The sequence below is a fragment of the Kushneria indalinina DSM 14324 genome (genome assembly GCF_003385845.1).
Taxonomy (GTDB): Bacteria; Pseudomonadota; Gammaproteobacteria; order Pseudomonadales; family Halomonadaceae; genus Kushneria; species Kushneria indalinina.
On record NZ_QRDJ01000007.1, the window covers coordinates 306130 to 330427 of the forward strand.

The 24298-nt window shown below is 64.5% G+C and carries 29 protein-coding genes; 9 read left to right on the top strand and 20 right to left on the bottom strand.

Features of this window, described 5'->3' with window-relative positions; all coding sequences use genetic code 11:
* Positions 1–4 precede the first annotated feature (4 nt).
* Together C8D72_RS07965 and C8D72_RS07970 are read left to right on the top strand one after the other, a co-directional pair.
* Positions 5–619 carry an SAM-dependent methyltransferase gene (locus tag C8D72_RS07965; protein WP_211308812.1) on the top strand — a complete coding sequence of 205 codons (615 nt, stop codon included), beginning with the start codon at positions 5–7 and terminating at the stop codon, positions 617–619.
* The gene (locus tag C8D72_RS07970) at positions 606–1313 is read left to right on the top strand and encodes a glycosyltransferase family 2 protein (RefSeq protein WP_211308813.1); all 708 of its coding nucleotides are present in this window, start codon (positions 606–608) and stop codon (positions 1311–1313) included. Before C8D72_RS07965 ends, C8D72_RS07970 begins: the two co-directional genes overlap by 14 nt.
* 9 nt (positions 1314–1322) lie before the next feature.
* On the opposite strand, the gene ccmI is transcribed toward C8D72_RS07970, so the two are convergent.
* The 11 genes from ccmI to C8D72_RS08025 all read right to left on the bottom strand — a co-directional run bounded on the left by ccmI (position 1323) and on the right by C8D72_RS08025 (position 9533).
* Positions 1323–2243 (bottom strand): c-type cytochrome biogenesis protein CcmI, encoded by a 921-nt coding sequence (gene ccmI / locus C8D72_RS07975; RefSeq protein WP_115853884.1) that lies wholly within the window; start codon positions 2241–2243, stop codon positions 1323–1325.
* Positions 2240–2743, bottom strand: coding sequence for a cytochrome c-type biogenesis protein (locus C8D72_RS07980; RefSeq protein WP_115853885.1), 504 nt, complete (start codon positions 2741–2743; stop codon positions 2240–2242). The genes ccmI and C8D72_RS07980 overlap by 4 nt, the downstream gene beginning before the upstream one ends.
* Positions 2734–3261, bottom strand: a complete 528-nt coding sequence (locus tag C8D72_RS07985; RefSeq protein WP_115853886.1) for a DsbE family thiol:disulfide interchange protein — start codon at positions 3259–3261, stop codon at positions 2734–2736. The genes C8D72_RS07980 and C8D72_RS07985 overlap by 10 nt, the downstream gene beginning before the upstream one ends.
* Positions 3258–5231, bottom strand: a complete 1974-nt coding sequence (locus C8D72_RS07990; protein WP_115853887.1) for a heme lyase CcmF/NrfE family subunit — start codon at positions 5229–5231, stop codon at positions 3258–3260. Before C8D72_RS07990 ends, C8D72_RS07985 begins: the two co-directional genes overlap by 4 nt.
* A gap of 12 nt (positions 5232–5243) precedes the next feature.
* Positions 5244–5726 carry a cytochrome c maturation protein CcmE gene (gene ccmE, locus C8D72_RS07995; RefSeq protein WP_115853888.1) on the bottom strand — a complete coding sequence of 161 codons (483 nt, stop codon included), beginning with the start codon at positions 5724–5726 and terminating at the stop codon, positions 5244–5246.
* On the bottom strand, positions 5723–5938 hold the full coding sequence (gene ccmD, locus C8D72_RS08000; protein WP_115853889.1) for a heme exporter protein CcmD: 216 nt from the start codon (positions 5936–5938) through the stop codon (positions 5723–5725). The genes ccmE and ccmD overlap by 4 nt, the downstream gene beginning before the upstream one ends.
* The gene (locus C8D72_RS08005) at positions 5928–6677 is read right to left on the bottom strand and encodes a heme ABC transporter permease (protein ID WP_115853890.1); all 750 of its coding nucleotides are present in this window, start codon (positions 6675–6677) and stop codon (positions 5928–5930) included. The genes ccmD and C8D72_RS08005 overlap by 11 nt, the downstream gene beginning before the upstream one ends.
* A gap of 41 nt (positions 6678–6718) precedes the next feature.
* Positions 6719–7441, bottom strand: coding sequence for a heme exporter protein CcmB (gene ccmB, locus C8D72_RS08010; protein WP_425453267.1), 723 nt, complete (start codon positions 7439–7441; stop codon positions 6719–6721).
* Entirely contained in the window at positions 7431–8096 is a 666-nt protein-coding gene (ccmA, locus tag C8D72_RS08015) for a cytochrome c biogenesis heme-transporting ATPase CcmA (RefSeq protein WP_115853892.1), read from the bottom strand. The genes ccmB and ccmA overlap by 11 nt, the downstream gene beginning before the upstream one ends.
* A gap of 129 nt (positions 8097–8225) precedes the next feature.
* A complete protein-coding gene (locus C8D72_RS08020; RefSeq protein ID WP_245955197.1) occupies positions 8226–9044 on the bottom strand; it encodes a cytochrome c oxidase assembly protein in 819 nt (272 codons plus the stop codon).
* Between the two features lie 18 nt (positions 9045–9062).
* Complete coding sequence (locus C8D72_RS08025; protein WP_115853894.1) at positions 9063–9533, bottom strand: DUF2243 domain-containing protein; 471 nt, start codon at positions 9531–9533, stop codon at positions 9063–9065.
* A 127-nt stretch (positions 9534–9660) separates the two neighbouring features.
* Between C8D72_RS08025 and C8D72_RS08030 the strand changes: the two genes are divergently transcribed.
* From C8D72_RS08030 to C8D72_RS08045, 4 genes are all read left to right on the top strand, one after another.
* Positions 9661–10746 (top strand): Lnb N-terminal periplasmic domain-containing protein, encoded by a 1086-nt coding sequence (locus C8D72_RS08030; protein WP_245955198.1) that lies wholly within the window; start codon positions 9661–9663, stop codon positions 10744–10746.
* Positions 10747–10883: 137 nt separating this feature from the next.
* Positions 10884–11192: a hypothetical protein gene (locus C8D72_RS08035; protein ID WP_147301511.1), complete on the top strand. Its 309-nt coding sequence runs from the start codon at positions 10884–10886 to the stop codon at positions 11190–11192.
* A 186-nt stretch (positions 11193–11378) separates the two neighbouring features.
* Positions 11379–11813, top strand: coding sequence for a DUF2946 domain-containing protein (locus C8D72_RS08040; protein ID WP_115853896.1), 435 nt, complete (start codon positions 11379–11381; stop codon positions 11811–11813).
* Between the two features lie 103 nt (positions 11814–11916).
* A complete protein-coding gene (locus C8D72_RS08045; RefSeq protein ID WP_115854464.1) occupies positions 11917–13311 on the top strand; it encodes a PepSY-associated TM helix domain-containing protein in 1395 nt (464 codons plus the stop codon).
* Positions 13312–13318: 7 nt separating this feature from the next.
* Here C8D72_RS08045 and C8D72_RS08050 read toward each other — a convergent pair whose 3' ends face one another.
* The gene (locus C8D72_RS08050) at positions 13319–13927 is read right to left on the bottom strand and encodes a cyclodeaminase/cyclohydrolase family protein (RefSeq protein ID WP_115853897.1); all 609 of its coding nucleotides are present in this window, start codon (positions 13925–13927) and stop codon (positions 13319–13321) included.
* A gap of 177 nt (positions 13928–14104) precedes the next feature.
* Between C8D72_RS08050 and C8D72_RS08055 the strand changes: the two genes are divergently transcribed.
* The gene (locus C8D72_RS08055; protein ID WP_115853898.1) at positions 14105–15592 is read left to right on the top strand and encodes a helix-turn-helix transcriptional regulator; all 1488 of its coding nucleotides are present in this window, start codon (positions 14105–14107) and stop codon (positions 15590–15592) included.
* 348 nt (positions 15593–15940) lie between these two features.
* Here the strand turns inward: C8D72_RS08055 and C8D72_RS08060 are convergent, their stop codons facing one another.
* The 8 genes from C8D72_RS08060 to C8D72_RS08095 form a co-directional block, all read right to left on the bottom strand.
* Positions 15941–16255 (bottom strand): thioredoxin family protein, encoded by a 315-nt coding sequence (locus C8D72_RS08060; protein WP_115853899.1) that lies wholly within the window; start codon positions 16253–16255, stop codon positions 15941–15943.
* Positions 16256–16338: 83 nt separating this feature from the next.
* Positions 16339–17262 carry a DUF808 domain-containing protein gene (locus C8D72_RS08065; RefSeq protein WP_115853900.1) on the bottom strand — a complete coding sequence of 308 codons (924 nt, stop codon included), beginning with the start codon at positions 17260–17262 and terminating at the stop codon, positions 16339–16341.
* Positions 17263–17343: 81 nt separating this feature from the next.
* Positions 17344–18585, bottom strand: a complete 1242-nt coding sequence (locus tag C8D72_RS08070; protein WP_115853901.1) for an NAD(P)/FAD-dependent oxidoreductase — start codon at positions 18583–18585, stop codon at positions 17344–17346.
* Positions 18586–18701: 116 nt separating this feature from the next.
* The gene (locus C8D72_RS08075; protein ID WP_115853902.1) at positions 18702–19763 is read right to left on the bottom strand and encodes an NAD(P)H-dependent flavin oxidoreductase; all 1062 of its coding nucleotides are present in this window, start codon (positions 19761–19763) and stop codon (positions 18702–18704) included.
* 87 nt (positions 19764–19850) lie between these two features.
* A complete protein-coding gene (gene rhtA, locus C8D72_RS08080; RefSeq protein WP_115853903.1) occupies positions 19851–20732 on the bottom strand; it encodes a threonine/homoserine exporter RhtA in 882 nt (293 codons plus the stop codon).
* A 99-nt stretch (positions 20733–20831) separates the two neighbouring features.
* Entirely contained in the window at positions 20832–21329 is a 498-nt protein-coding gene (locus C8D72_RS08085; protein ID WP_115853904.1) for a GNAT family N-acetyltransferase, read from the bottom strand.
* Entirely contained in the window at positions 21322–21801 is a 480-nt protein-coding gene (locus tag C8D72_RS08090; RefSeq protein WP_115853905.1) for an OsmC family protein, read from the bottom strand. Before C8D72_RS08090 ends, C8D72_RS08085 begins: the two co-directional genes overlap by 8 nt.
* A gap of 61 nt (positions 21802–21862) precedes the next feature.
* Positions 21863–22780 (bottom strand): CHAD domain-containing protein, encoded by a 918-nt coding sequence (locus C8D72_RS08095; RefSeq protein WP_115853906.1) that lies wholly within the window; start codon positions 22778–22780, stop codon positions 21863–21865.
* Positions 22781–23005: 225 nt separating this feature from the next.
* Here C8D72_RS08095 and C8D72_RS08100 point away from each other — a divergent pair, with 225 nt between their 5' ends.
* Both C8D72_RS08100 and C8D72_RS08105 read left to right on the top strand, forming a co-directional pair.
* Positions 23006–23647, top strand: a complete 642-nt coding sequence (locus C8D72_RS08100; RefSeq protein WP_115853907.1) for a YoaK family protein — start codon at positions 23006–23008, stop codon at positions 23645–23647.
* A 99-nt stretch (positions 23648–23746) separates the two neighbouring features.
* On the top strand, positions 23747–23977 hold the full coding sequence (locus C8D72_RS08105) for a hypothetical protein (protein ID WP_115853908.1): 231 nt from the start codon (positions 23747–23749) through the stop codon (positions 23975–23977).
* Positions 23978–24298: the final 321 nt, after the last annotated feature.

A 24298-nucleotide genomic window follows, 5' to 3' on the forward strand; every position in this document is an offset into this window, starting at 1 on the left:
GCCCGTGACCCGTCTGGATGCTCAAGCCTTTGAACAGCTGCACGCCCGGTATGTTGATCCCTGGCGCTACCACACCCGCTGGTATGAAAAGCGCAAGCGCGACCTGACAATGGCCATGCTGGCCCGCGAGCGCTACCGCCGCGCGTTTGAACCGGGCTGCTCCATCGGCGTACTCAGCGCAGCGCTTGCAAAACGCTGCGACGCCCTGTGGATACAGGACGTCAGCGACAGCGCCGTGGCCCGCGCCTGCGAGACGCTGGGCGGGCTGGATCATGTGAGCATCACCGGCGGTGCCGTGCCCGAGCAGTGGCCGGAAGGTCGTTTTGATTTGATCGTGATCAGCGAGATGGGGTACTACCTGAGCCGTGAGGCACTAACGACGCTGTGCGCGCGCATTGACGCCTCATTGAGTGATGACGGCGAGCTGCTGGCCTGTCACTGGCGCCATCCCATCGACGGCAGTGATCTGAACGCCGACAGCGTTCACGACACGCTGGGCGAGCGTCTGGGCTACGCGCACCACGGCCATTACCAGGACAGGGATACCCGGATTGATCTGTGGCAGCGCACGCCGTCTCCCGTGGCCGCTCGTCAGGCGTTCGGCAATGAGGGGCAATGATATGGCACGCATGGGCGTGGTGGTGCCGGCCCACAATGAAGAGCAGCACCTGCCCGAGTGTCTGCGCTCGCTGTGTCGCGCCGCCGACCATGCGCGCGGCCTGGGGCATGAGGTCACGCTGGTGGTGGTGCTCGACAGCTGTCGGGACCGTTCGGCTGCCATAGCCGCCGAACATGGGGTTACCGTGGTCAGCATGGCCGCTGCCAATGTGGGCATGGCCCGCCATGCCGGCGTGCTGGCCTTGCCGGCGGGCATCGACTGGCTGGCCTTTACCGATGCCGATACCTGCGTACCCGACACCTGGCTGAGCCACCAGCACGGCTTTGGTACCGAGGCGGTCTGTGGCGGGGTCCATCTGAATCAATGGCAGCGGCTATCGCCGGATCTGCGCGCGCGCTATCTGACGCATCGGCGCCAGAACCTCAAGCGACAGCACATTCACGGCGCCAACCTGGGGATCAGCATGGCGGCCTACCAGCGGCTGGGCGGCTTTCGCCCGCTGCGCTGTCACGAGGATGTAGATCTGATCGAGCGCCATCTGGCCGCGCACGGCAGCATGACCTGGGCCCCCGAGCTTCGCGTCATGACCAGCGCCCGATGCCATGCACGCGCCCCCGAAGGGCTGGGCGCACTGCTGTACGCGCTGGAATATGCCCAGCCCGAGCCTTCCCCGAGTGCCCGGGACGCCGGCTGACGTCGCGGTTCAGGGTTTATCGCCCTGCTCGTTGCGCGACTCGCTGTTCTGCTCCACCGGCGCACCGTCGGCGGTGGGGCCCATGCGGGCCCTGGCCGCCGCCATCGCCTGGCGCAGTGCCTGCTGGCTGTCGTCGCTGTCGCTGCCGGCAATGGCCGTGCGCCAGTGATCGATCGCGCCCTGATAGTCGCCCGCGCGGAAATCGGCAAAGCCCAGCAGCCCGTGCACCGTGGGCTGGCGCGGGTCGGCTTTCAGCACTTCATCGGCAAGCGCCTGAATGTCGTCGTTCATCTCGCGGTCGTTTTCGACAAAGCGAATCTGGGCCAGCTCGGAGACCAGCGACGGCTCGCGCCCTTTCAGCGCGATCAGCCGGGTCAGGGCGTGATCGGCCTTGTCATACTGCCGACTGTCGCGATAGAGCGGATAGAGTGACGCCCACACGCTGGGATTGTCCGGCTGGCGCTGCGCCTCCTGTTCAAAGCGCGCGATAAACTGCTGCGGCTCGCCGCCGTCCTGCTCGACCTGCACGCGGGCCTGATAGAGCGTCAGATCATCCACGCTCCCCTCGCGGTGGTAGGCGTACAGCGAGCCAAAGCCCACCACCACTACCACGATCGCGGTCAGCCACACCCCGCTGTAGGCTGACTTCAGCCCGCGCGGCGCCCGGCCTTCGGTGTCGGCGAGCAGATCGCGCTCAAGCTCCAGGCGTCGCGCCTCGAACCGCGCCTGGTCGATCTCGCCGCGGGCGAGCTCCTCCTCCAGGCCTGCCAGCCGGTCACGAAAGATGGTGACGTTGTCGCGGGCATCGTCATCGCGCGTCTCCAGCGCCGCCTGGGCCTCACGCAGAGGCCGGCTTCGCCACAGCGGCAGCAGCAAAAACCCCACCGCCACACTCAGCAGCAGGGCAAGGCCTACCCATAACGCCGTCATTGATGGCTCCTGTCCTGATCGTCATTGCCCTGATGGCGCGACAGCAGCGTGTCGAGCCGCTGTTGCTCGTCATCATCGAGCGCCTCGGCGCGCTCATCGCGGCGTGAGCGAATCACCGCCGCGATGGCGGCCAGCCCGAGCAGCACGCCCACGCCCGGCCCGGCCCAGAGCGCGACGGTGCGCCACTCAAGGCGCGGGCGATAGAGCACGTAGTCGCCAAAGCGCTCGACCATGGCCTGGCGGATGTCGTCGTCGCTGTCGCCACGCCTTAACGCGCGCGCCACGTGTGTGCGCATGTCACCGGCAATCGGCGAGCCGGAATCGCCGATCGCCTGATTTTCACACTTGGGACAGCGAAGTGTGGCGATCAGCTCGCTGTAGCGCGCTTGCAGGGCCGGGTCGTCAAAGCGGTGCAGATCGTCGGCGCCGGCAGTGGCGGCCAGCAGGATCGCCACGGCTGCAATCAGAGCCCGCATCAGCGCTTTCGGGGTTACTGCCATCGCCTGATCTCCGGCAGGATCACATCCTCGACGTCCTCGGGCGTGATATAGCCCGTGTGGTGATAGCGGATATTGCCGCGGGCATCGACAATAAACGACTCGGGCGCGCCATAGACACCCAGATCAAAGCCGAGCGAGCCTTCCGGGTCAAAGATATTGAGCGCAAACGGGTTGCCGAACTCCTCCAGAAACCCCTGCCCCTTGTCGCGGGTGTCCTTGTAGTCCACCCCGACCAGATGCACGCCGCGCTCGGCCAGCGTCAAAAGCTGCGGCATTTCGCGCTTGCAGGTCGGGCACCACTCGCCCCAGACGTTGACCAGCGTCACCTGCCCTTCAAGCAGCGAGGCGTCCACCGTGCGCTCGTCGTTTTCCAGCGTGGTCAGCGAAAACGCTGGAAAGGGTTTTTCCAGCAGCGCCGAATCGCGATGAGACGGGTCGCGCCCCAGCCCCTGCCAGAGCAGAAAAGCCAGCACCACGAAAATCAGAAGCGGCACGAACAGCCAGTAGCGTTTTTTCATGCTCGAGCCTCCATTGTTTGCCGGGTTCGACTGCGGTGGCGGTAGCGCTTGTCGCACACGGCCAGAATGCCGCCCGCCGCCATCAACAGCGCCCCCAGCCACAGCCAGCGCACGAAGGGCTTGACCTGGATGCGCATCGCCCAGGACTCGCCGTCATCCAGCGCCTCGCCCATCGCCACGTACAGATCGCGGGTCAGACCGTTATCCAGCGCGGTTTCGGTCATCGCCTGACGCCGGGTGGTAAAAAAGCGCTTTTCCGGATGCAGCAGCGTTACCAGCCGGTCCCCCTGGGTGACCCGGATGGTGGCGCGGTCGCTTAAATAGTTGGGCCCGCGTGTCTCGTTGAGCTGAGTCATGGTGAAGCTGTAGCCGCCCACCTCGACCGAACGGCCGGGACTCATGCGCACGTTATCGGCGTGGTCGTAGTTCGACACCATGGTCACCCCGACAATGGTCACTGCCATGCCGATATGGCCCAGCACCATGCCATAGTGGCTGCGCGAGAGTTTCCCCGGCCCGCGCAGGCCGAAGCGGCGTATCAGGATCAGCGGCTCGCGCGCCAGCGGCACCACGATCCACGCCGCCACCAGAAGCCCCAGGCTGACCGGCAGCGACCAGGCACCGTCATAAAGCCAGGGAATCATCAGCGCCACCGCCAGCGACACGGCTGCACTCAGCCACAGCCGCTTGATCAGCTCGCGCGCCGTCATCTGCTTCCAGCGCGTCACGGGGCCGGCGCCCATGAACAGCCCCAGCGCGACAGTGAGCGGCACGATCAAAGCGTTGAAATAGGGCGGGCCGACCGAGATCTTGCCCATGTTCAGGCTGTCGAGAATCAGCGGATAGAGCGTGCCCAGCAGCACGGTCACCGTCATCACCAGCAGCACGATGTTGTTGAACAGGAGCATGGCATCACGCGACAGCCAGCCAAAGCCGAGCGGGCTTTTGACCCGGGGGGCGCGAAAGGCATACAGCGTCAGCGAGGCGCCCACGGTCAGCCCCAGCAATACCAGAATGAAGGTGCCGCGGGAGGGGTCGTTGGCAAAGGCGTGCACCGAGGTCAGCACCCCCGAGCGCACCAGGAAGGTGCCCAGCAGCGATAGCGAGAAGGTGACGATTGCCAAAAGCACCGTCCAGCTTTTGAAGCCGCCGCGCTTTTCGGTCACCGCCAGCGAGTGCATCAGCGCCGTGCCGGCAAGCCAGGGCATCAGTGAGGCGTTTTCGACCGGGTCCCAGAACCACCAGCCGCCCCAGCCCAGCTCGTAGTAGGCCCACCAGCTGCCCAGCGCAATGCCCACACTCAAAAACGCCCAGGCAAGATTGGTCCAGGGGCGCGCCCAGCGCGTCCAGGCCGCATCCAGCCGCCCGCCCATCAACGCGGCGAGCGCAAAGGCAAAGGCCACCGAAAAGCCGACATAGCCCATGTAGAGCATCGGCGGATGCACGATCAGCCCCGGGTCCTGCAGCAGCGGGTTAAGGTCGGCGCCCTCCATGGGCGGGGCCGGCAGGATGCGCTCAAACGGGCTCGAGGTGGCCAGAATAAACAGCAGAAAGCCCGCGTTGATCATGCCCAGCACCGACAGCACGCGGGCGAGCATGTCGCGCGGCAGATTGCGCGAAAAGACGCTGACCGCCAGCCCCCAGAACGCCATCATCATCGACCACAACAGCACCGAGCCTTCATGGCCGCCCCAGACCGCACTCAGGCGGTAATACCAGGGCAGCTGTGAATTGGCGTTGCCCGCGATGTAGTCCACGCTGAAATCATTGAACAAAAAGCCCAGCGCCAGACAGACGAAGGCCACCAGCAGAAACAGCGCCTGGCCCCAGGCCATGGGGCCGGCATAGCTCATCCACAGCGGCCGGCGGGTCAGGCTGCCGGCCAGCGGCACGATCGCCTGCACCAGCGCCATGGCCAGCGCCAGCATCATGGCGTAGAGCCCGATTTCGGGAAGAATTTCAATCAGCATGACGCGCGGACCCTAAATGCGTTCATCGTTGCCGCCGGTGACCGCGCCACTGGAGGGAATCGACTTGCGGGCCTCGGCGGCCTTGAGCGCCCCATCCACCTCCGGCGGCATGTAGTTTTCATCGTGCTTGGCCAGTACTTCGCTGGCCTCGAGCCAGCCGCGCTCGTTGAGCGTGCCGACAATGACCACGCCCTGCCCTTCACGAAAGAGATCCGGCAGGATGCCGCGATAGTGCACCGGCACATCCTCTTCGAAATCGGTCACGGTGAAGGTCACATCCAGCGTCTGCTGATCGCGCTGGACGCTGTCGTCACGCACCACCCCACCGGCGCGCAGCGAGCGCCCCGGCGGCGCCTCGCCGGCGCTGATCTGGGTCGGGGAGTAAAAGAGGTTCATGTTGGCGCGCAGCGAATAGAGCGTCAGACCGATGGCCACGCCTGCCAGCGCCACCAGCACCAGGATAATGATCAGCCGCTGCCGACGATGCGCCTTCATGACGTCTCCTCGACGGTCGCCGTCGCTGATCGCCCCGGACGGCGCGCTTCGCGGCGTTCAAGCGCTGACACATGCCGCAGCAGCCGGCGCTGCTCGATGACGCTGACCAGCGCAAACGCCACCAGCGCGCCGAGCACCACGATAAAGGCCGGCCAGACGTAGGCGGCGTAGCCGTTCATCGCCCAGAAGTCGGTCAGCGAATCAAAGGCCATTGCGCTCTCCTTGCGCCAGCGCACGCACCCAGCGGGCACTCGGCTGGCGTCTGATGATCTCGTTACGGGTGCGCGCCACCGTGACGGCGGCAAAGATCAGGTAAAAGCCGATCACCATGAGCAGCAGCGGCAGCCACATGCTCGCCGGCATGGCCGGCTTTTCGGTGAGGCTGAAGGTGGCGCCCTGGTGCAGGGTGTTCCACCACACCACCGAATACTTGATGATCGGCAGATTGATCACCCCCACCAGGGTGAGGATGGCGGCCGCCCGCGCCCCGCCATCGCGGCTGGCAAAGGCCCCGCGCAGGGCCATAATGCCCAGATAGATAAACAGCAGCAGCAGCATCGAGGTCAGCCGCGCATCCCATACCCACCAGGTGCCCCAGGTCGGCACGCCCCAGATGGCCCCGGAAAAGAGCGCGCTGAAGGTCATCGCCGCGCCAAAGGGAGCGGCGGCGCCGGCGGCCATGTCGGCCAGCTTGATGCGCCAGACCAGGAAGATCACGCTGCACAGTGCCATCATGGCAAAGCACGACTGGGCCAGAATGGCCGCCGGCACATGCACGTAGAGAATGCGAAAGCTGTCGCCCTGCTGGTAATCGGCCGGCGCAAACGCCAGCCCCCAGAGACTGCCAATGGTGATCAGGATCGCACCGATCCCCCAGAGAAACGGCAGCCAGCGCCCGCTCATGGTGTAAAACCATTTGGGGGAGCCGAGTTTATGAATGATGGGCCACATGATTATCGGTCAGCGTTGTTCAGGTCGGTATCGGGAAGGGATCAGCCATCCAGCGAGAGTTTCAGGGCGGCCCCTGCCGCCCAGGGCGCGGCCAGCAGGGACAGGGCGAGCATGGCGCCCATCAGCGCAAGCCAAGGCGTGACCACCGCGCCCTCCACGGCCAGACGCACGATGCCGGCACCAAAAATCAGCACCGGCGCATAAAGCGGCAGAATCAAAAGCGACAGCAGCACGCCGCCGCGTCGAAGCCCCACGGTCAGGGCGGCGCCGATGGCGCCGATCAGACTCAGCGTGGCCGAGCCCACAAGCAGCGTGAGCATCAAAACGCCCATGCTGTGGCCCGGCAGCGCGAGCATGACGGCCAGCAGCGGCGAGAGCAGCGCCAGCGGCAGACCGGTGGTCAGCCAGTGCGCCACGATCTTGGCCAGCACCAGTACGCCGGCCGGCTGTGGCGCCAGCAACAGCTGCTCGAGCGTGCCGTCGTCAAAGTCATCGCGAAACAGGCCATCAAGCGAGAGCAGTACCGCCAGAAGCGCCGCCACCCATAAAAGCCCCGGCGCAATCTCGGCCAACAGCGTGCTGTCGGGTGAAAGCCCCAGCGGAAAGAGCGTGACCACCAGCGCAAAGAAGATCAGCGGATTGGCCAGCTCGCTGCGGCGTCGAAAGCGCAGCCGGCAGTCGCGATAAAGCGTTGCCGAAAACCCCTGCCACAGTCCCGGCAGGCCTGCTGCAGTGTTGTCGGTGGCGGCGCGCTCAGCACTCAATGTGCACGCCTCCCTGACCGTCGAATCGCAAATGCTTAAGAACATCTGAAGCGGGGGAAAGTTCCCCGCTGTCATGGTGCGAGGTCACCACGACGCTGCCGCCGGCCCGGCAGTGCCCCATCATCCAGGCCTCCAGCTGGCGCACGCCGTCGCGGTCGATGGCGGTGAAGGGCTCATCGAGAATCCAGAGCGTCTGATGGCCCAGCGCGAGCCTGGCCAGCGCCACCCGGCGCTGCTGACCGGCAGAAAGAGCCTCTACCGGCGACTCTTCAAAACCGGCCAGCCCGACCTTCTCAAGCGCCTCAAGGCCGGCCTCGCGGCGAGTGCGAGCGCCCCCTGTTATCGTGCTCATGGCCTGATACCAGTCCAGATTCTCCAGCGGCGTGAGCGCCTTCTTGATGCCCGGGCGATGGCCGATATAGAGCATCGCGGCCATGAACGCCTCGCGGCAGCGCCCCAGCGGCTCCCCCTGCCATAAGAGAGTGCCGGTATAGTCCGCCATCTGACCGGACAGAATGCGCAAAAGCGTAGTCTTGCCCGACCCGTTGGGTCCTTCGACGCGCCACAGCTCGCCCGGACCGATGTGCCAGTCAAGGTCGCTGAAAAGCCAGCGCTCATCGCGCTCGCAGCCAAGCTTTCGGGTGTCGAGTTGCAAGACGGGGTCCGCACGGTATCGTCACGACCACGCGCGCAGCGTCAGGCTGGCGCAGTCATGAAGGGGGCAAGGAATTTGCGGCGCAGTCTACGCCATTTTGGCCCGATCATCGACCCGCGATGACGCAAATCAGAGGGGACTCATCCCGGACGCGACGCCTCCGGGGTGCGCCATCCGCCGCCGCCGGCGCAGCCAGGCCAGCATCAGCGCCCCGACCAGCACCGCCTCGGCCAGATCGCCCCAGTAGTACATCCACACCGCCGCCTGCTGAAGTTCCTCAAGCGCAGCGCCGGTGCCACGCGGGAAGCCGAACGCATACAACAGCTTGCCAAGCGTGGCGTGCGCGGCCATGGCGACAAACAGCACCGCCATGCGCATGCGCCAGCCGGGACGGTGCGGTGCGGGGTCGGGCCCGGCGATCGCCCAGGTAAAGAGCGTGCCCGAAATCACGAAGTGCAGATGCAGGACATTCGAAAGCCAGGGGCTATGCAGGCTGTGCGCATACAGCGAGGTCATGTAGAGCAGATACATGCCGCCGATATCCAGTATCGCGGCCGTCAAGGGATGGGTCAGTACACGAATCGGCCCGGTGCCGAGAAAGCGCACCAGCCCCCGCGCGCCGCCGGGCGGCAGGTTGCGCAACAAAAGCGTCATGGGGGCGGCAAAGACCAGCCCGAGCGGGGCAAACATGCCCAGCAATAGATGCACCACCATGTGCATGCGCACATCCTGATGCGCGGCGTGCATGAGATCAGGCACAAACCCCACGGCCAGCGTGGCGCAGCCGGCGGTGAACAAAAGCGTGCGCCACCAGGGCCAGGGCTTTTGCCGTCGCGTGCGCCACACGCCGAAAAGGTAGGCCAGCCACACAAGCGCCATCAGAAAAAACGCGACCGCGGAGGTCGCGCCCATGGCCATGGGGCCATGCAGGATAGAGTGTGACGTCATGGGCACGCCCCTGCCGGATCAGTGCTGACTGGTGGCCTGGCCCTGGCGGGCGCGCTGCAGCAGTTTCCAGCCGATGGCCAGCATGATCAGGCCCGCGCCAATCCAGGCGATATCGTAAAACCAGACATGATCGACGTAGCGCACCTGGTGCAGGCCCAGAATCTTGTGATCGACGATGCCGTCAAAGGTCTGAAAGCCGCCCATGCCGAGCAAAAAGCCGGGGCCGCGGTAGCCGGGGGCCTGGGCAGCGCGCCCGTGCAGCTCGATCATCATGAACGCGCCCACGATAAAGAGCACCAGCTCCATGGTATGCAAAATACCGTCAGAGGCGAGTGCCAGCGCCGTGGAGCCGGTATCGACGAAGTGGTGCCAGGCCAGCAGCTGGTGGAAGATGATCTCGTCGATGGCCGCCATGAAACCGATTCCCAGCAAAACGGCGGCGATCATCGTGCGGCGAACATCCTGGGCAACGGGGGGCTGTACGGCCATGGCGCTCTCCTGGCAGGCTCTGGTTCAGGCAATGCGGTATCGTGGTCTCAAGCCTGGCGCATGACGACGGATCCGACATCATGACCGGGACAAAAATTTCACTGCTGTCGATGATCGGAGCCTGTCCATGCTCTCCCTTTTAACGCGCTGGTGGCGCCCTGTACTGCGCTGGATGTGGCGTAGCCTCGTCGCCCTGTTGATCGTGTTCGCCACCCTGTGGGGCGCGCTGGCGCTCTGGTATCAGCTGCCCGGGCCCGCCGCGCTGGTGGTCACCGTCATGACCCTGTGGGCCCTGCTCGGACTGGGGGCAGCGCTGGCGATGCTGAGACTGTTCGGCGTCCGGCGACGGCCACGGGCTATTCCATGGGCCTGGCTTGTGGCCTCGATGATCCTGCTGGCCTGGTGGCAGACCATCACGCCCCGGGGCGATCGTGACTGGGCCGATGACATGGCGCATCTGCCGCGCGCCGAGATTCAGGGGGATCAGGTCACGCTCCACAACGTGCGCAACTTCGACTGGCACAGCCGGGAGCACTATACCCAGCGCTGGGAGACACGCACCTACGACCTCTCCGAGCTTGAATCCACCGACCTGATCGTCTCCTACTGGATGGGCCCCGCGATCGCCCATACGCTGGTCAGCTTCGGCTTTGAAAACGGCCAGCAGCTGGTGTTCTCGGTCGAGATTCGCCGCCAGCGCAATGAAGCCTTTTCCGCCATCGGCGGCTTTTTCAAGCAGTTCGAACTGGCGCTCATCGCCGCCGATGAGCATGACATCGTGCGCACCCGCTCCAACGTGCGCGATGAAGACGTCTATCTTTATCGAGTGGCCCTGCCCGATGACGCTGCCCGTCAACTTTTTCTGGCCTATCTCGATGAAGCCGACGACCTGCGTGACACGCCTGCCTTCTACAACACCCTGACCAGCAACTGCACCACTCTGGTCTTTGACATGGTGAAACGGATCATCCCGGGGCTGCCCGCCGACTATCGCTTGCTGCTGTCGGGCTATCTGCCCGGCTATCTGTTTGATCTTGACGCGCTGGATACGTCCCGAACGCTTTTAGAACTAAAGTCGCGAGGGCATATCAGTTCCCGCGCCCGAGCGGCCGATAACGGGGGGCACGCACTGCCCGACTTCTCCGCCGCGATTCGACAGGGCGTGCCAGCGCCGGACGGCCGACTGATCGATACCGGCACGCCAAACGAGTGAGATCAGGTCCGACCAATCATTAAAGACATGAATTGGAGGGTTCAAGGGCCTGAGCTTGAAGTATGAAAAGGCAATTTCATGCTAGGGGGAGCGCGCGTTATCACATAACATGGGTAAACAAATTACAGAGGTGTTTCATGAGGCCCACAGAGCTCAATGTCCGCTGTTTCCACTGTGGCAGCCGACGCATTACCGTTCGTTCAGGCCACATGCGCCCGGTCGAAGACCCCGTGCACTGCCGGGACTGTGACACTTACCTGGGTCGTCGCAGCGATCTCGCCTTTGAACGTCGCCGCCTGATTATCGGCGCGGCCAATGAACCGTTTGATCACCATCCGGATGCCGTGACCCTTCACACGCCGGTCGCGCTCAGGGTGATCAACGACAGTGAGGCATCAACGCCTGTAGCGTCGCTGGCCACCAGCGCCACCTCCTCGGCAGAATAGAGCCCGCCGTCTCGAAGACGGCCGCCACCCGGGCCGCGATGTTTCAGTGCCGATCCTGTCTGCCATACCCCGTCGGTGTTCAGTGTCGTCCAGGCCACACGCCCCTGGCGGGATGTTCTCAAACGCCGGTTTGCGTTAAAGTCACAGGCCTCAAACGTACCCCTTAGGCGCTGCCTTTCCCTGCCCATGACTCGTCTGCGCTGCTCGTTTCCGGCCTGGCTGGCCCTGGCCGCAATGATGGTGATCTTTCTGGCCCCGGTGCTGTCGCAGACACTGGCGCTGGCCCATGAGCGTGAGCGCACCAACCCCGATCCCCCCTGGCAGGATCAGACCTCCGACATGCATGCCGGCCATGTCATGGCCGCGCCAGCGACGCAGGAAAGCCAGCAGGCCACCACACACCAGTACACCGAGACCCATCCGGCAGGCCACGTCGATCTCGCCCAGTGTGGCTACTGCTCGCTGCTGGCCCATACCCCGCTGATGGTCGAGGCCGCCCTGGCGCTGCCCCCCAGCCGTGCCGGGCCCAATAGCGCCCCGGTTCCTGCCCGTCTACAGGGCCATGCCCGGCATCCCCACTTTCCCAATGCCCGCTCACGCGCACCACCCCTGTCCGTCTGATACCCGGTTCGACCCCGCTCTGCCCCCTTCCGGCCCGTACCGGGAAGGCGCGAACCAGACAGATGCCATGAGATCGTCGCTCATGGCCGTGACAGGTGATTTCATGACACACGACACCGCCACCTCTCCCCCGAGTCGCAGACCCTGGGGCTGGGCTTTTATCGCCCGACTGCATTTCTATATCGGCCTGCTGGTCGGCCCGTTTCTGCTGGTGGTCGCCCTCAGCGGCATTGTCTATGCCCTGACCCCGCAGATCGAGCAGGCGCTCTATCACGAGCAGTTTTATACCCAGAGCGACGGCGGCACACCGCTGCCGCTGGCCGAGCAGATCCATGCCGCCCAGCAGGCGCTGGGGCGCGACGAGGCGCCCATGGCGGTACGTCCGGCCCCCGCGCCGGGCGAGACCACCCGGGTCATGTTCTCGGACCCCAGCGTTGGCCAGTGGGAACATCTGGCGATGTTTGTCGACCCGGTGACCGCCGAGGTGCGCGGCGCCCTGCCGGTCTACGGCACCAGCGGCATTTCAGCGTTTCGTATCACCATCGACAAGTTTCATCGCAGCCTGCTGCTGGGCGAGCCGGGACGCTTCTACAGCGAGCTGGCCGCCTCCTGGCTCTGGATCGCGGCACTGGGCGGGCTGACGCTGTGGTTCAAGCGCCGGCGCAGCCCCCTGCGCGATGGTGCCGGCCGGCGCGCCAGTCGCTGGCACAACCGGCTGGGCCCCTGGGCATTGATCGGTTTTCTGTTCTTCTCCGCCACGGGCCTGACCTGGTCGAAATACGCCGGCGACAATATCGGCGAGCTGCGCCACATGTTCGGCTGGCAGACCCCGACGGTCTCGACGCATCTGGACGGCGTGACGCCGGCCGAGCAGGGCCCGCACGCCGAGCACGCCGATCACGCCGGCCATGACATGGCGATGGTGGAACACACCTCCGACCCGGCGCTTTATGACCGCGTCCTGTCAGCGGCGCGCGACGAGGGGCTCATGGCCGGCAGGATCGAGATTGTCCCAGCGGCCGGACCGGGCAGTGCCTGGAAGGTGCGCGAGATCGGTCGTGAATGGCCCACCGAGGTGGATGAAGCCGCCATCGATCCGACCACCCTGGCCGTGATCGATCGCACCCGGTTTGAGACCTTTCCACTCGCCGCCAAACTGACCCGCTGGGGGATCGACCTGCACATGGGCGTGCTGTTTGGCGTGATCAATCAGCTGGTGCTGGTCATTTTCGCCAGTGCGCTGGTGATCATGCTGGTGCTGGGCTATGCCATGTGGTGGCGCCGACGCCCGACCCGTGCCAGCACTGCCGTCACGCCCGTGACGCTGATCCAGGCCCTGGTCCGGGCACCGCGCCCGGCGGCGCTGGTCGTGGTGGTGGCCGCCGTCCTGCTGGGGCTGGCCCTGCCGGTTCTGGGCGCCAGCCTGGTGCTGCTGATTTTGATCGATGGCGCCGTGGCGCTGGCCCAGCGGCGGCGACGCGTCCTGGCCGTGGCCTGATCAGGGCTCAGACCGGGGCGCTGTCGGTGATGGCCGCCAGCAGGGCATCGGCACGACGGGCCAGGCCATCGCGGGAAAGCAGCGCCCGGTCACGGGCGTCGTCGCTGCCGAGCTGGCCGGCATTGGCCTGGACGTTGAGCAGCACGCCGTGCAGCGCGGCATGAATCAGCCGAGCGCCAGCAAGCGCGTCGCTGACGAACTGCTGTTCGATGTCCTCCCGGGCCTGATGGGACAGCACCAGCGCTGCGTCACACAGCTGCGCGGTCTTCAGGGGCACCTCAACGGCGGTGGCAGCAGCCGCGTGGATGGCCTGCGTACGGCCCTCATCGTCCTTATCGCGGCCAACAGCTGCCATGAACGCCTCGAAGGCATCCACATCCTCCTGAGCCAGCGGCGCCAGGCGCTGCTTGAGCGATGCGCCTTCATCGATCAGCGCCTGCCGCGGGGCGCTGGCGTCATGCTGCTGGCTCAGATGCAGGCCCTTGAGCACCAGTGCCAGCCCCAGATCGGCACTGACCACCGCCGTGGCGCCGCAGCCGGGCATCGGCTCGCGGGCCACGGCGTCACGAAAATCGCTCAGTCGGTGCTGCCAGAGCGGCGTTGTGTTGTCCGTCATGGTGTCGGTATCCCTTGTTGGCCATTGGCGGCGTGTATCACACGCCGGATAGACACAGCATAGCGGTCACGGCGCACTGGACAGCGATATGGTGTACTATCCGGCACTTTTCATGCTCGTGAGCGCAAAGCATCATGAAGGTCTGCCCTTTTCCGATCACGCCGCGCAGGAGCGAGCATGTCTGACAGTCCCCTTGCCTGTGCCACCCGCCCCTCACCGCTTTATGCCCTGCTCGAGGAGATGCGCGAAGGCGTCATCCTGCTGGGCCCGGATGGCACGCTGTGCTGGGCCAACCAGGCCGCACTGGCCATGCACAACGCCCATGATATCGAGTCGCTGGGCCTTGATATTGCCGAGTACCGACAGCGCTTTCAGCTGCGCTTTCGACCGCCCGATATAGAGGATGACTCACTGGTGCCCGCCCTGCTGGCAGGCACGCCCTTTGACGAGATCGGCGTGGAGATCATGCTGCCGGGCCCGGAAGAGGTTCTGCGCGTTCACAGCATCCGGGGGCGGGTGCTGTCCAGCGACGACGGCGCCCACCTGGCCGCCCTGCTGATCGAGGACATCACGGAGCTGGTCAGCGCCGAGGACCGCTTCGAGAAATCCTTCAATACCAACCCGGCCCCTGCCCTGATCTGTCGACTGCGTGATCAGTGCTTCATCCGCGTCAATCAGGGATTTCTGGACATGACCGCCCTGGAAGAGGATGACGTGCTCGGGCGCACCCTCCATGATCTGGACGTCTTTGCCGGCGCCGACCAGCGTGACCAGGCGCTTCGCCGCCTCGATGAAGGCCTGATGATTGCGCAGATGGAAGCCGTACTGCATCCGGGCGCCACGGGGGAAAGCAAGTGTGTCGTGGTGGCCGGGCAGCCCATCGAGGTCAATCAGGACGCCTGCATGCTGCTGACCTTTACCGACCTCGAGCCCATTCGGCGTGCCCAGACCGCGCTGCGTCGCAGTGAGAACCAGTTTTCAACGCTGTTTCACATGTCACCGGTGCCCACGGCGCTGGCCGACTGCCGAACGCTGTCACTGATCGAAGTCAATGAAGCCTTCAACACCACTCTGGGAGACGCCGCCGGGGCGTTCACTACCGGCCGGCTGGAAGAGCACGTACTGCTGACCTCGCCGATCCGCCAGTGCATTCTGGCCGCGCTTGAGGCCGGTAATGCCCTGAGCGGATTTGAAAGCAGTGTGACCAACCAGCGCGGCGAGCGCCTGACCTGTCTGATTTCGGCCACGCTCGTGCAGATCGATGAGCACGACCGGGTGCTGCTGACACTGGTGGATATTACCGAGCGCAAGCGCAGTGAAGCGGAGCTCTTTGCTGCCATCGACACCGTCATGCAGGACGCCTCATGGTTTACCCGCACGCTGGTCGAAAAGCTGACCAGCGTGCGTCATGCCAGTGGTCCCGACCCCGCCCCGATGCCACCAGCCGTCAGCCTCAGCCTGCGCGAGCACGACGTGCTGGCCCTGCTGTGTCAGGGCCTGTCCGACAAGCGTATTGCCGCCGAGCTGGCACTGGCCCACAGCACGGTGCGCAACTACGTCGCCTCGCTGTATCGCAAGCTGGATGTTCACAGTCGCAGCGAGGCGATCATTGTCGCGCGCCAGCAGGGGCTGGACGGCAGGCCGGACGCAGAGAAGAGATCATGAACCGTCGCTGAACAGCGACAGGGCATGCCCTGCAAATGCACCCTGCCCGCCGGTGCATCTGTATCTATTGGCTCCGTTGTAAAGCCGCTATATTGCTCATGGCTTGAGGCGGTGCCAGGAAGGCGCCAGGACAGAAGGACCTGGCTAATGAAGGGAATCATGTTCCTCGGGCCCGGCACCTGCCCGGGCAACCGGAAGGTGTCCGCCAAGGGAAGACAGGACGCGCCAGGGACGACACCCGCGTCGACCCGGCAAGGCCCAGGGACGGGCCCCATGGCAGGATGCCATGGAGGTCAGTGATGACAATTGCCGGGTCACCTTCTTGTACGCCACACCACGCCTCATCCCCTACACAATGCTTTTGAGCCCGCGCTCAAGCGCCTCATGATCCGTCGGGCGCACGCAGCGTGAGCGCTCCTCGCCACCCTTCAAAAAGATCAGCGTCGGCCAGAGCTTGACCTGATAGCTCCGCCCCAGCCGCTTGCCCTTGCCATCCTCCACCCGAATGTGGCGCACGCCGGGTGCCTGATCAATCACCGCCTGGATCAATGGCTGCGCGGCCTTGCAGTGGCCACACCAGGGCGTGCCGAATTCCACCACCACCGGCCCCTGGCTGGCATCGAGTTCGCTTCGCTCGGGAACGACGCTATCGGGCATGGTCATATACTGCCTCCTGTTCTGTTGGCAGGCCCCGCATCCCTTGAGGCCTGATGGGCTTGACGGCTGTCGTGCCAGCCGGGCCGGCTTTAGTGGGCTCCGCGCATCCTTTGCACCAGTGATACCGCGCCCAGAATCAGCCCGCCCAGCACCAGCCCTACCAGCATATTGATCAGCGTGGGCGTGATCGGCTGCAAAATGACGCCAACGCCTGGAATGTCGCCTTCGGCCAGCGTCAGCGCCTGGATGGCATGATGCAGCACCGGTATGCCGTGGGTCAGGATACCGCCGCCGACCATGAACATGGCCGCCGTGCCGGCAATGGATAGAAACTTCATCAGCCACGGCGCGGCCGTCAGGATGCCACGCCCCAGCGACTGTGCGATGGAGGCGCTGCGACGGCTGAGATACAGCCCCAGATCATCCAGCTTGACGATCGCTGCCACCAGCCCGTACACGCCCAGCGTCATGGCCAGAGCGATAATCGAGAGCACCACGACCTGCTGCATGAAGGCCGCCTCGGCCACGGTGCCCAGCGTGATGGCAATAATCTCCGCCGATAAAATGAAATCGGTCCGCACCGCGCCCTTGATGCGCTTTTGCTCAAAGGCTTTTTGCTCCTCCGGAGAACGCTCGGCGGTTTTGGCGTCCTTTTTGGCCGCCTGCGGATGTCGCCACTTGTGCCAGGCATGGGCCAGCTTCTCCACACCTTCATAGCTGAGATAGGCGCCGCCCAGCATCAACAGCGGCGTGACCAGCCAGGGGGCAAAGGCACTGATCAAAAGCGCCGCCGGCACCAGTATCAGCTTGTTGCGCAGCGAGCCCTTGCAGACCGCCCACACCACCGGCAGCTCCCGTTCGGCGCGCACGCCGGTGACCTGCTGAGCGTTCAGCGCCAGGTCATCACCCAGTACACCGGTGGTTTTTTTGGCGGCCACTTTCGTCATGACGGAGACGTCATCCATTAAAGCGGCAATATCATCAAGCAGGGTTAACAGACTACCAGCGGCCATGGGGCATTCTCATTGAGAGCAGTGGCCGGCAGCTTAAAGCACCCCCTGTCCTCCAACATGATCAAAAGATTATGGCAGGCGTCATGACACCATCCATTCACGCCCTTTCAGCATCATCTGCCAGTACATGGCCGGCATGAGATGCGCTTTGAGCTGCCAGGCAAGGGCCGTGGCGCGCTGGCCATCGTTGAGCCAGCCCGGCAGGGTCGGCATGAGCTCACCGCCATAGCCGAACTCGGCGAGCACCACCCGCCCATTGGCGACCGTCAGCGGACAGGCCCCATAGCCCTGATAGCGTGGCGACAGCGGCCTGCCCTGCAGATACGCCACCACATTGTCGGCCACGATCGGTGCCTGAACCCGCACGGCCGCCGCCGTCTTGGCATTGGGCGTGGCACTGACGTCGCCAGCGCCGAAAATGGCGGGATGGTTCTGGTGCTGCAGGCTGTTGGGGTGCAGATCAAGCCAGCCGGCGTCGTTGGCCAGCCGGCTGTCGCGCACCAGTGCAGGCGCACGCTGCGGCGGCACCACATGGAGCATGTCAAAGGACTCGACGTGTTCACGCTGACGCCCGTCGGCGTCGTGAATCACGAAGTGCGCCTGGCGCCTCTCTCCATCCACTGCCACCAGCTGCTGATAAAACGCAAGATGAATGCCGTAGCGCTCGACGTACTCCATCAGGGCCGGGATATAGGCCGGTCCCCCGAACAGCGCACCGCCCACGTTGTGAAACTGCACGCTGATGTTGTGAAGCTTCCCCTGCCGGCGCCAGTGGTCGCAGGCCAGATACATCGCCTTTTGCGGCGCGCCGGCACACTTGATCGGCATGGCCGGCTGGGTAAAGAGTGCGCGCCCCTGGTGCAGCTCCTGTACCAGTGACCAGGTATAGGGCGCCAGATCAAAGCGGTAGTTGGAGGTCACGCCGTGATTCCCCAGTGCCCCGGCAAGCCCGTCGATGGCCTCCCAGTCCAGCTCGAGCCCCGGCGCCACCACCAGCGCCCGGTAGTACAGCATGCGACCATCACCGAGCTGCACCATGCCCCGGTCAGGATCGATCGCAGCGGCCGCCTGCGCGTAACGGGTCACCCCCGAGGGCAGTACCGCCTCCATCGTCTTCCGGGTCTTTTCGGCCTCGAACACCCCGCCGCCGACCAGCGTCCAGCCCGGCTGGTAATAGTGGTCGTCAGCCGGCTCGATGATGGCCGTATCAAACTGTGCCTCACGCTGGCGAAGCCCCTGGGCGATGGCGATACCGGCGGTGCCGCCACCGATCACCACCACATCGTGGTGCACTTCACGAACCTGGTGGGTTCGGCCTGTCATGATCACTCCTTGCAGCATCAGGTGAGGATTCACGACGACTCGATACGGTGATACCAGCATTCACAAGAAAGCTACCACCTGCCGTCGGGTAGTCCATTCTTTATATAAGTTATTATTTATTCAACAATTTTTAATTGACCCTGAAGATTTCGGCTTTCGGCGCACAGCTGCAAGACCAGTTCGCCCGCCGGCAGCGCGCGTGACAACGCGGCCCCCTGCCCGGCCCAGCAAACTTCAAACGCCTCTTCACCCGCTTTTGAAGCAGCCGCAGCCAGTGCCTTGCCGACCAGATAGGCCCGCGGGTAGTCGGGCACCTCGATCGGTGCGATCTCGCGGGTATGACCGTTGACCAGCGCGCGCGCCGGCCGCCCGGAAATGACCGATGTCACCACCGTCTCAAGCGAATGCGCCCCGGCCAGCCAGACACGATGCGTGTCACTGGCCGCAGACTCCGGGCAGGCGATAAAGGCCGTACCCAGCTGCACACCGCCGCCCCCCGCCGCCAGTACCGCGTCAATGCCCGCCCCATCCATGACACCGCCGGCGGCAATCACGGGGATCGACGTGTTTTGTACCAGCATTCGCACCAGCGGCAGCACGCCCAGCAGAGCATCCCCTCGCTCGGGCTCGAACACGCCGCGATGGCCGCCCGCCTCGCTGCCCTGCGCGACGATCACATCGACGCCGGCGGCCTCGATAGCCCGACCTTCGGCCAGAGTGGTGGCCGTGGCCAGCAGCGTGATGCCACAACCTTTAAGCGCATCGATGACCGGCTGCGGTGGCAGCCCGAAATGAAAGCTCACCACCGCCGGGCGCTGCTCGCACAGCAGCGCCTGCATCGCCGGGTCGTCATTGAAGCTGGTGTAGATCGTCTCCAGCCGCTCGGGCGGCTCGGCATCGAAACGGGCAAACAGCGGCGCCAGCCCTGATAGCCAGCGCGCTTCGCGCTCGGCATCAACAGAGGGCGTGCGGTGGCAGAACACGTTGACGTTGAAGGGCCGGTCCGTCAGCGTCCGTGTCCGCTCGATCATCGATCGCGCAGCATCGGGCGTGGCCGCGCCGATGGCGATCGAGCCGAGGGCGCCGGCGTCGCTGACCGCTGCGGCCAGCTCGGGCGTCGATACCCCGGCCATGGGGGCCTGAATGAGAGGAAGGGATACGGGCAGTGCTGCTGTCATGGGGACCTCCCTGAAGCCTGTCGGTGATGGCAGAACATGCCGGTCATGCCGCAGCGATCAAACCGGAGCGGTCATGCCAGAGTCGTGTCAGCTCTGAACGGGGGCCGCCGAACGGGCCGTCAGCGTGGTGCCCATCGAGGCCATGATGACGGTGCCGATCGCCAGCCACTGCAGCACCGTGAGCTGCTGGCCCAGAAAAAGCAGCCCCGACAGCGCGCCGATGGCCGGCTCCAGGCTCATCAGGGTGCCGAACATATGGGTCGGCATGCGCGACAGGGCGAACATTTCCAGCGTATAGGGCAGCGCCGTGGAGAGCACCGCGATCGTCAGCCCCACGGGCAGGACGGCCGGGGCAAAGATCGCCGTGCCGGCCTCGATCAGCCCGATCGGCGCCATGACAATAGCGGCAATGGTGATGCCCAGCGCAGCGCTCTGGGTGCCGTTACCGCTGCCGGCCTTGCGGCCAAAGAGAATATAGAGCGCCCAGCACACGCCCGCCCCCAGCGCACACAGGGCGCCGCGGGGGTCGATGCCGTGCTCGATGCCCTTGTCCGGCCACAAGAGAATCGCCAGCCCCACAATGGCCAGCGCAATCCAGGCCAGGTCGCGCGGGCGGCGCGAGGTGAACACCGCCACCGCCAGCGGTCCGGTAAACTCGAGCGCCACCGCAATGCCCAGCGGCACGGTGACCAGCGCCTGATAGAGCAGAAAGTTCATCATCCCCATCGCCACGCCATAGACGACGATCGCCTTCCAGGCCTGGCGCGTCACCGGCCACCGCCAGGGGCGAATGATGACCAGCATCAGGGCGGAGGCCAGCAGCAGACGCAGCGAGGTCGCCCCGGAGGCGCCGATCACCGGGAAGAGCTGCTGGGCGATGGAGGCGCCGCTTTGAATCGAGGACATGGCCACCAGCAGCAGAGCCACCGGCAGCAGGCGTTGAACGACGAGGGCGCGCGCAGAGGACATGGGCACTCATTCCGAAACGATCATTGAAAGACGACCCATGATAGCCGCCGGATCCGGGGAGCGGGCGTCGTAACTGGAAGAATTATCAGCGCCCATGACCTAACAGGGCGCGGTCTCCTCGTGATAGATCACAAACCCGCGCTTTTGGTAGTTATCCAGCGCCGCCGGGTGATCCAGCGAGCAGGTGTGCAGCCAGACCCGCTCGGTGCCCGACCAGCCCCAGGCCTGGTCGATGGCGTGACTTAACAGCCCTGAGCCAAATCCCATGCCGATGAAGTCCGACACCAGCCCGAAATAGAGAATCTCGACGTTGACGCCATCCGGGCGATAGAGCTCGTAGTAGCCGGCGATCGCGCCGCGGTGGTACGCCACAAAGGTGCGATGGGCGTCACTTTCGATCATTGATCGCCACGCATTCTGATCGCCAGTGAGCTTTTCATCCCACTGCCACTGCGCCCCGACCAGCTGATACAAAAAACGATTGAACGCCAACCGGGGGATTTCGCATTCGACCACATTGAGGGCCTCCGGCAGTGCGCGGGCGTGATGGGCGCCCGGATCGCACATCTCCAGATACCAGATGGTCTGCTCACCCATGAGTGGCGTCCTGTCGAGCAAATACCGGCTGACAGTTCACCTCGAAGTTGACCGAAGCGGCGATAAAGCACTTGTCGTGGGCCTTGTCGTGCAGCTCAAGCGCCCGCTGCTCGCAGCTCTCACCGCTCAGGGTAATGTGCGGGCGCAGATTGACCCGGGTAAAGCGCCCGAGTGCTGCATCCATCTCGCCCTCGGCGTGATCCTCGTAGGCCAGCACCACCACGCCCGCCTCGGCGCACAGATGCAGATACCAGAGCTTGTGACAGGCCGAGAGCGAACCGACCAGCAGCTCCTCCGGGTTCCAGCGGCCCTTATCGCCCAGAAAGGCCGGGTCGGCGGAGCCCGCAATGGGCGCCTTGCCGGGGGCACGCAGCTCGTGCTCGCGCCCGTAGTCGTGATAGCCGGTCGTGCCGGTGTCGCCACCGCCCTGCCAGAGTACCGTCACCTGATACTGATGCTGCTGTCCTGCCATGTCGTCGGCTCCGCATTCATGAGTGCGGGCTTATCATCGCCATTTTGAGTGGCCGCGTCGATCATGACACCGAAGGCTCGGCCTCTCGGGCTTCCTGACGCGCCACCGCCTGGTAGCACTTGATCCGCTTGCCCAGCGCCTCGGGTTTCTCGGCGAACAGCCGTCGTCCCAGCAGCAGCGCTTCCCCTTGAAGCGTTTGCCGGCGCTCGGCGATCATCTCCAGTAGCGCCCCTGCCTTTTCCTGTCCCTGGAAGGCCGTGGCCGGGTCGCTCAGCACCTGCGCCAGCATGGCCAGATCGTGCTCCTCGCCGAGCAGGTCCGCCAGCCGGTGGGCCTCTTTGGCACGCGCATCCATCGGGGCCTTCCACACGTTTGCCAGCAGCTCGCAGTGATGACGGTGATACTTCACCTGCTTGCGCCACTCGTGAAAGGTCACTTCATCACTGGCGCCTTCGGCCTGCTTCATTGCCTGACGCGCCCGTCGGCTGGTGTCGGTCAGTCCCTCACTCAACGCCTTGAAGCGGTCGATGGCCGGCGCCCAGTCATTGACCGCCTCACGGGCCTTTTCAAGCTCGCTTGATAACCACGCCCTATCCGGCAGGGCGGTCGCTTTCAGGGCCTGGCGATGGCGCTTGAGCAGCTGCTGGCGCGTCGGTGTAAACTGGCGTCGGTCCACGCGGTCCTTGTTGACGGCCATCAGCGCATCAAGGGTATCGATCAATATCTGTTCATCGCGCGGCCCACCCACCGCCCGGGCGAGATCGCGAAAGCGCCGGTTTTCGCGAGCGTAGTGCTTGCCCAGCGCCGGTCGCCCCAGGCGCAAAACGGCGCGAACACGCTTGCAGCGCTGGCGCAGCTTGTGAATACCTTCCACCGTATCGCGCCTGGCAATATCGCGGCGCGCCCGGTCAATCTGCTCGGCGGCAATGCGCGCGAGTCCCTTTGAGGTACTTTCAGACATCTCAAGACGATAAGCCATGACCACCTCCCTCGAACGTGACAGACCCTTCAGGCAGTGTACTGCGCGCCGCTGTCGCCTCCCTGTTCATTATGACCCTTGCAGCGGCCACACGGCCGTTTCACCACGAAGGTCGAAGCCATCGCCAAATGACGCCCATCGGGCGCTGCCAGGGGCATTGCTCAACCGCTGCCGGGTCGATAGGCATTACACTCGGACGCGTCATGACCGCTTTCAGGTATTCCCATGTTTGACAGAAAGATCCCCTTTCCGGCCTTCGCCCTGCTCTTCATGGTGGCCGGCGCCACGGACGCGCTGATCTATTTGCACAGCCGGGACCTGCTGGCGGTCTACATGACCGGCAACAGCTCGCATATCGGGCGGGACATTGGTGACGGGCTGTGGGGCGATCTCAAGCCGCTACTGGCGGTCATTGCCACCTTTTTTACGGCCACCACGCTGGCTGCCTGGATCGGCATACGCGCCGGGCGCTGGCGCCCCACGGTGATTTTGCTGCTGACCGCGGCCCTGATGAGCGCCTCGATGCCCTTTGCCCACAGCGACGACTACCCGTTCACCACCGTGCTGTTCATTGCCGCCGCCATGGGCGTGCTCAACCAGGTCAGCGCCAACGAATCGGGGGTGACGTTTCTGACCGGCATGCTGGTCAAGACCGGGCGCGCCTTCGCCGAAGGCAATTTCTCGGCCTGGTTTGACGGTCTGGTGCGCTGGAGTGCGCTGGTGGCAGGGGCCGCACTCGCCATCCCGCTGGATCAACATCTGGGCCGGCACGCCCTGCTGGCCGTCGCCGCCATGCTGGCGCTCGGCGCGGTGTTCACGGCGGGGCATGCGCTGATGAGGCGGCATCGAACGAAGCAGGCGTCCTGATACATGGCGAACAGCGTTCGCTCGTTTGCCGTCTCCGAGAGACGAGACCATTGAATTCGGTCAACGCTGGCAGGCAAGGCTAGAGTCAAGGAGTTCCCCATGGAGGGCTCTGACATGACCTACGCCTACAAACCTGCCACGCAGGACGCGCTGGATGCCACCTCAGCTTCTGAAACCGATCAAAGCTTCATTATCTATGACGAAGAGACCCTTGATCAGGAAGGCATCTATGCCTCGGAGCATGAGGCACAACGCCGCTGCGAGACGCTCAACCGCTCGGCGACCGACAACCCCGGACCGGATGATGTTCACCCCGAGCAGAAGATGTAGCGGCACTGTCGTCACAACGCGCCCGGCTCCGGCCGGGTGTTTTGTTGGCCCACATGGAAAATCCATTACTGGCGAATCGTCCCCGCGCCTGCGGGGAACGGAGCTCCGGATTAAGGTCCTCGTCGGCGCTTTTCGGTTCATCCCCGCGTCTGCGGGGAACGGTCTAAATATAACCATCTGTTTTTAAAGAGCAAAAAGGCATGATGCTTTTCCACCAACTGCCCTCGCTAAAAGCGCGATAATTTTAAGCGCTTTATCAATGGCTTAAACTTCAGAAAAAACAGATATAACCATGCCACCAGCGCTATTCAAACAACTCCC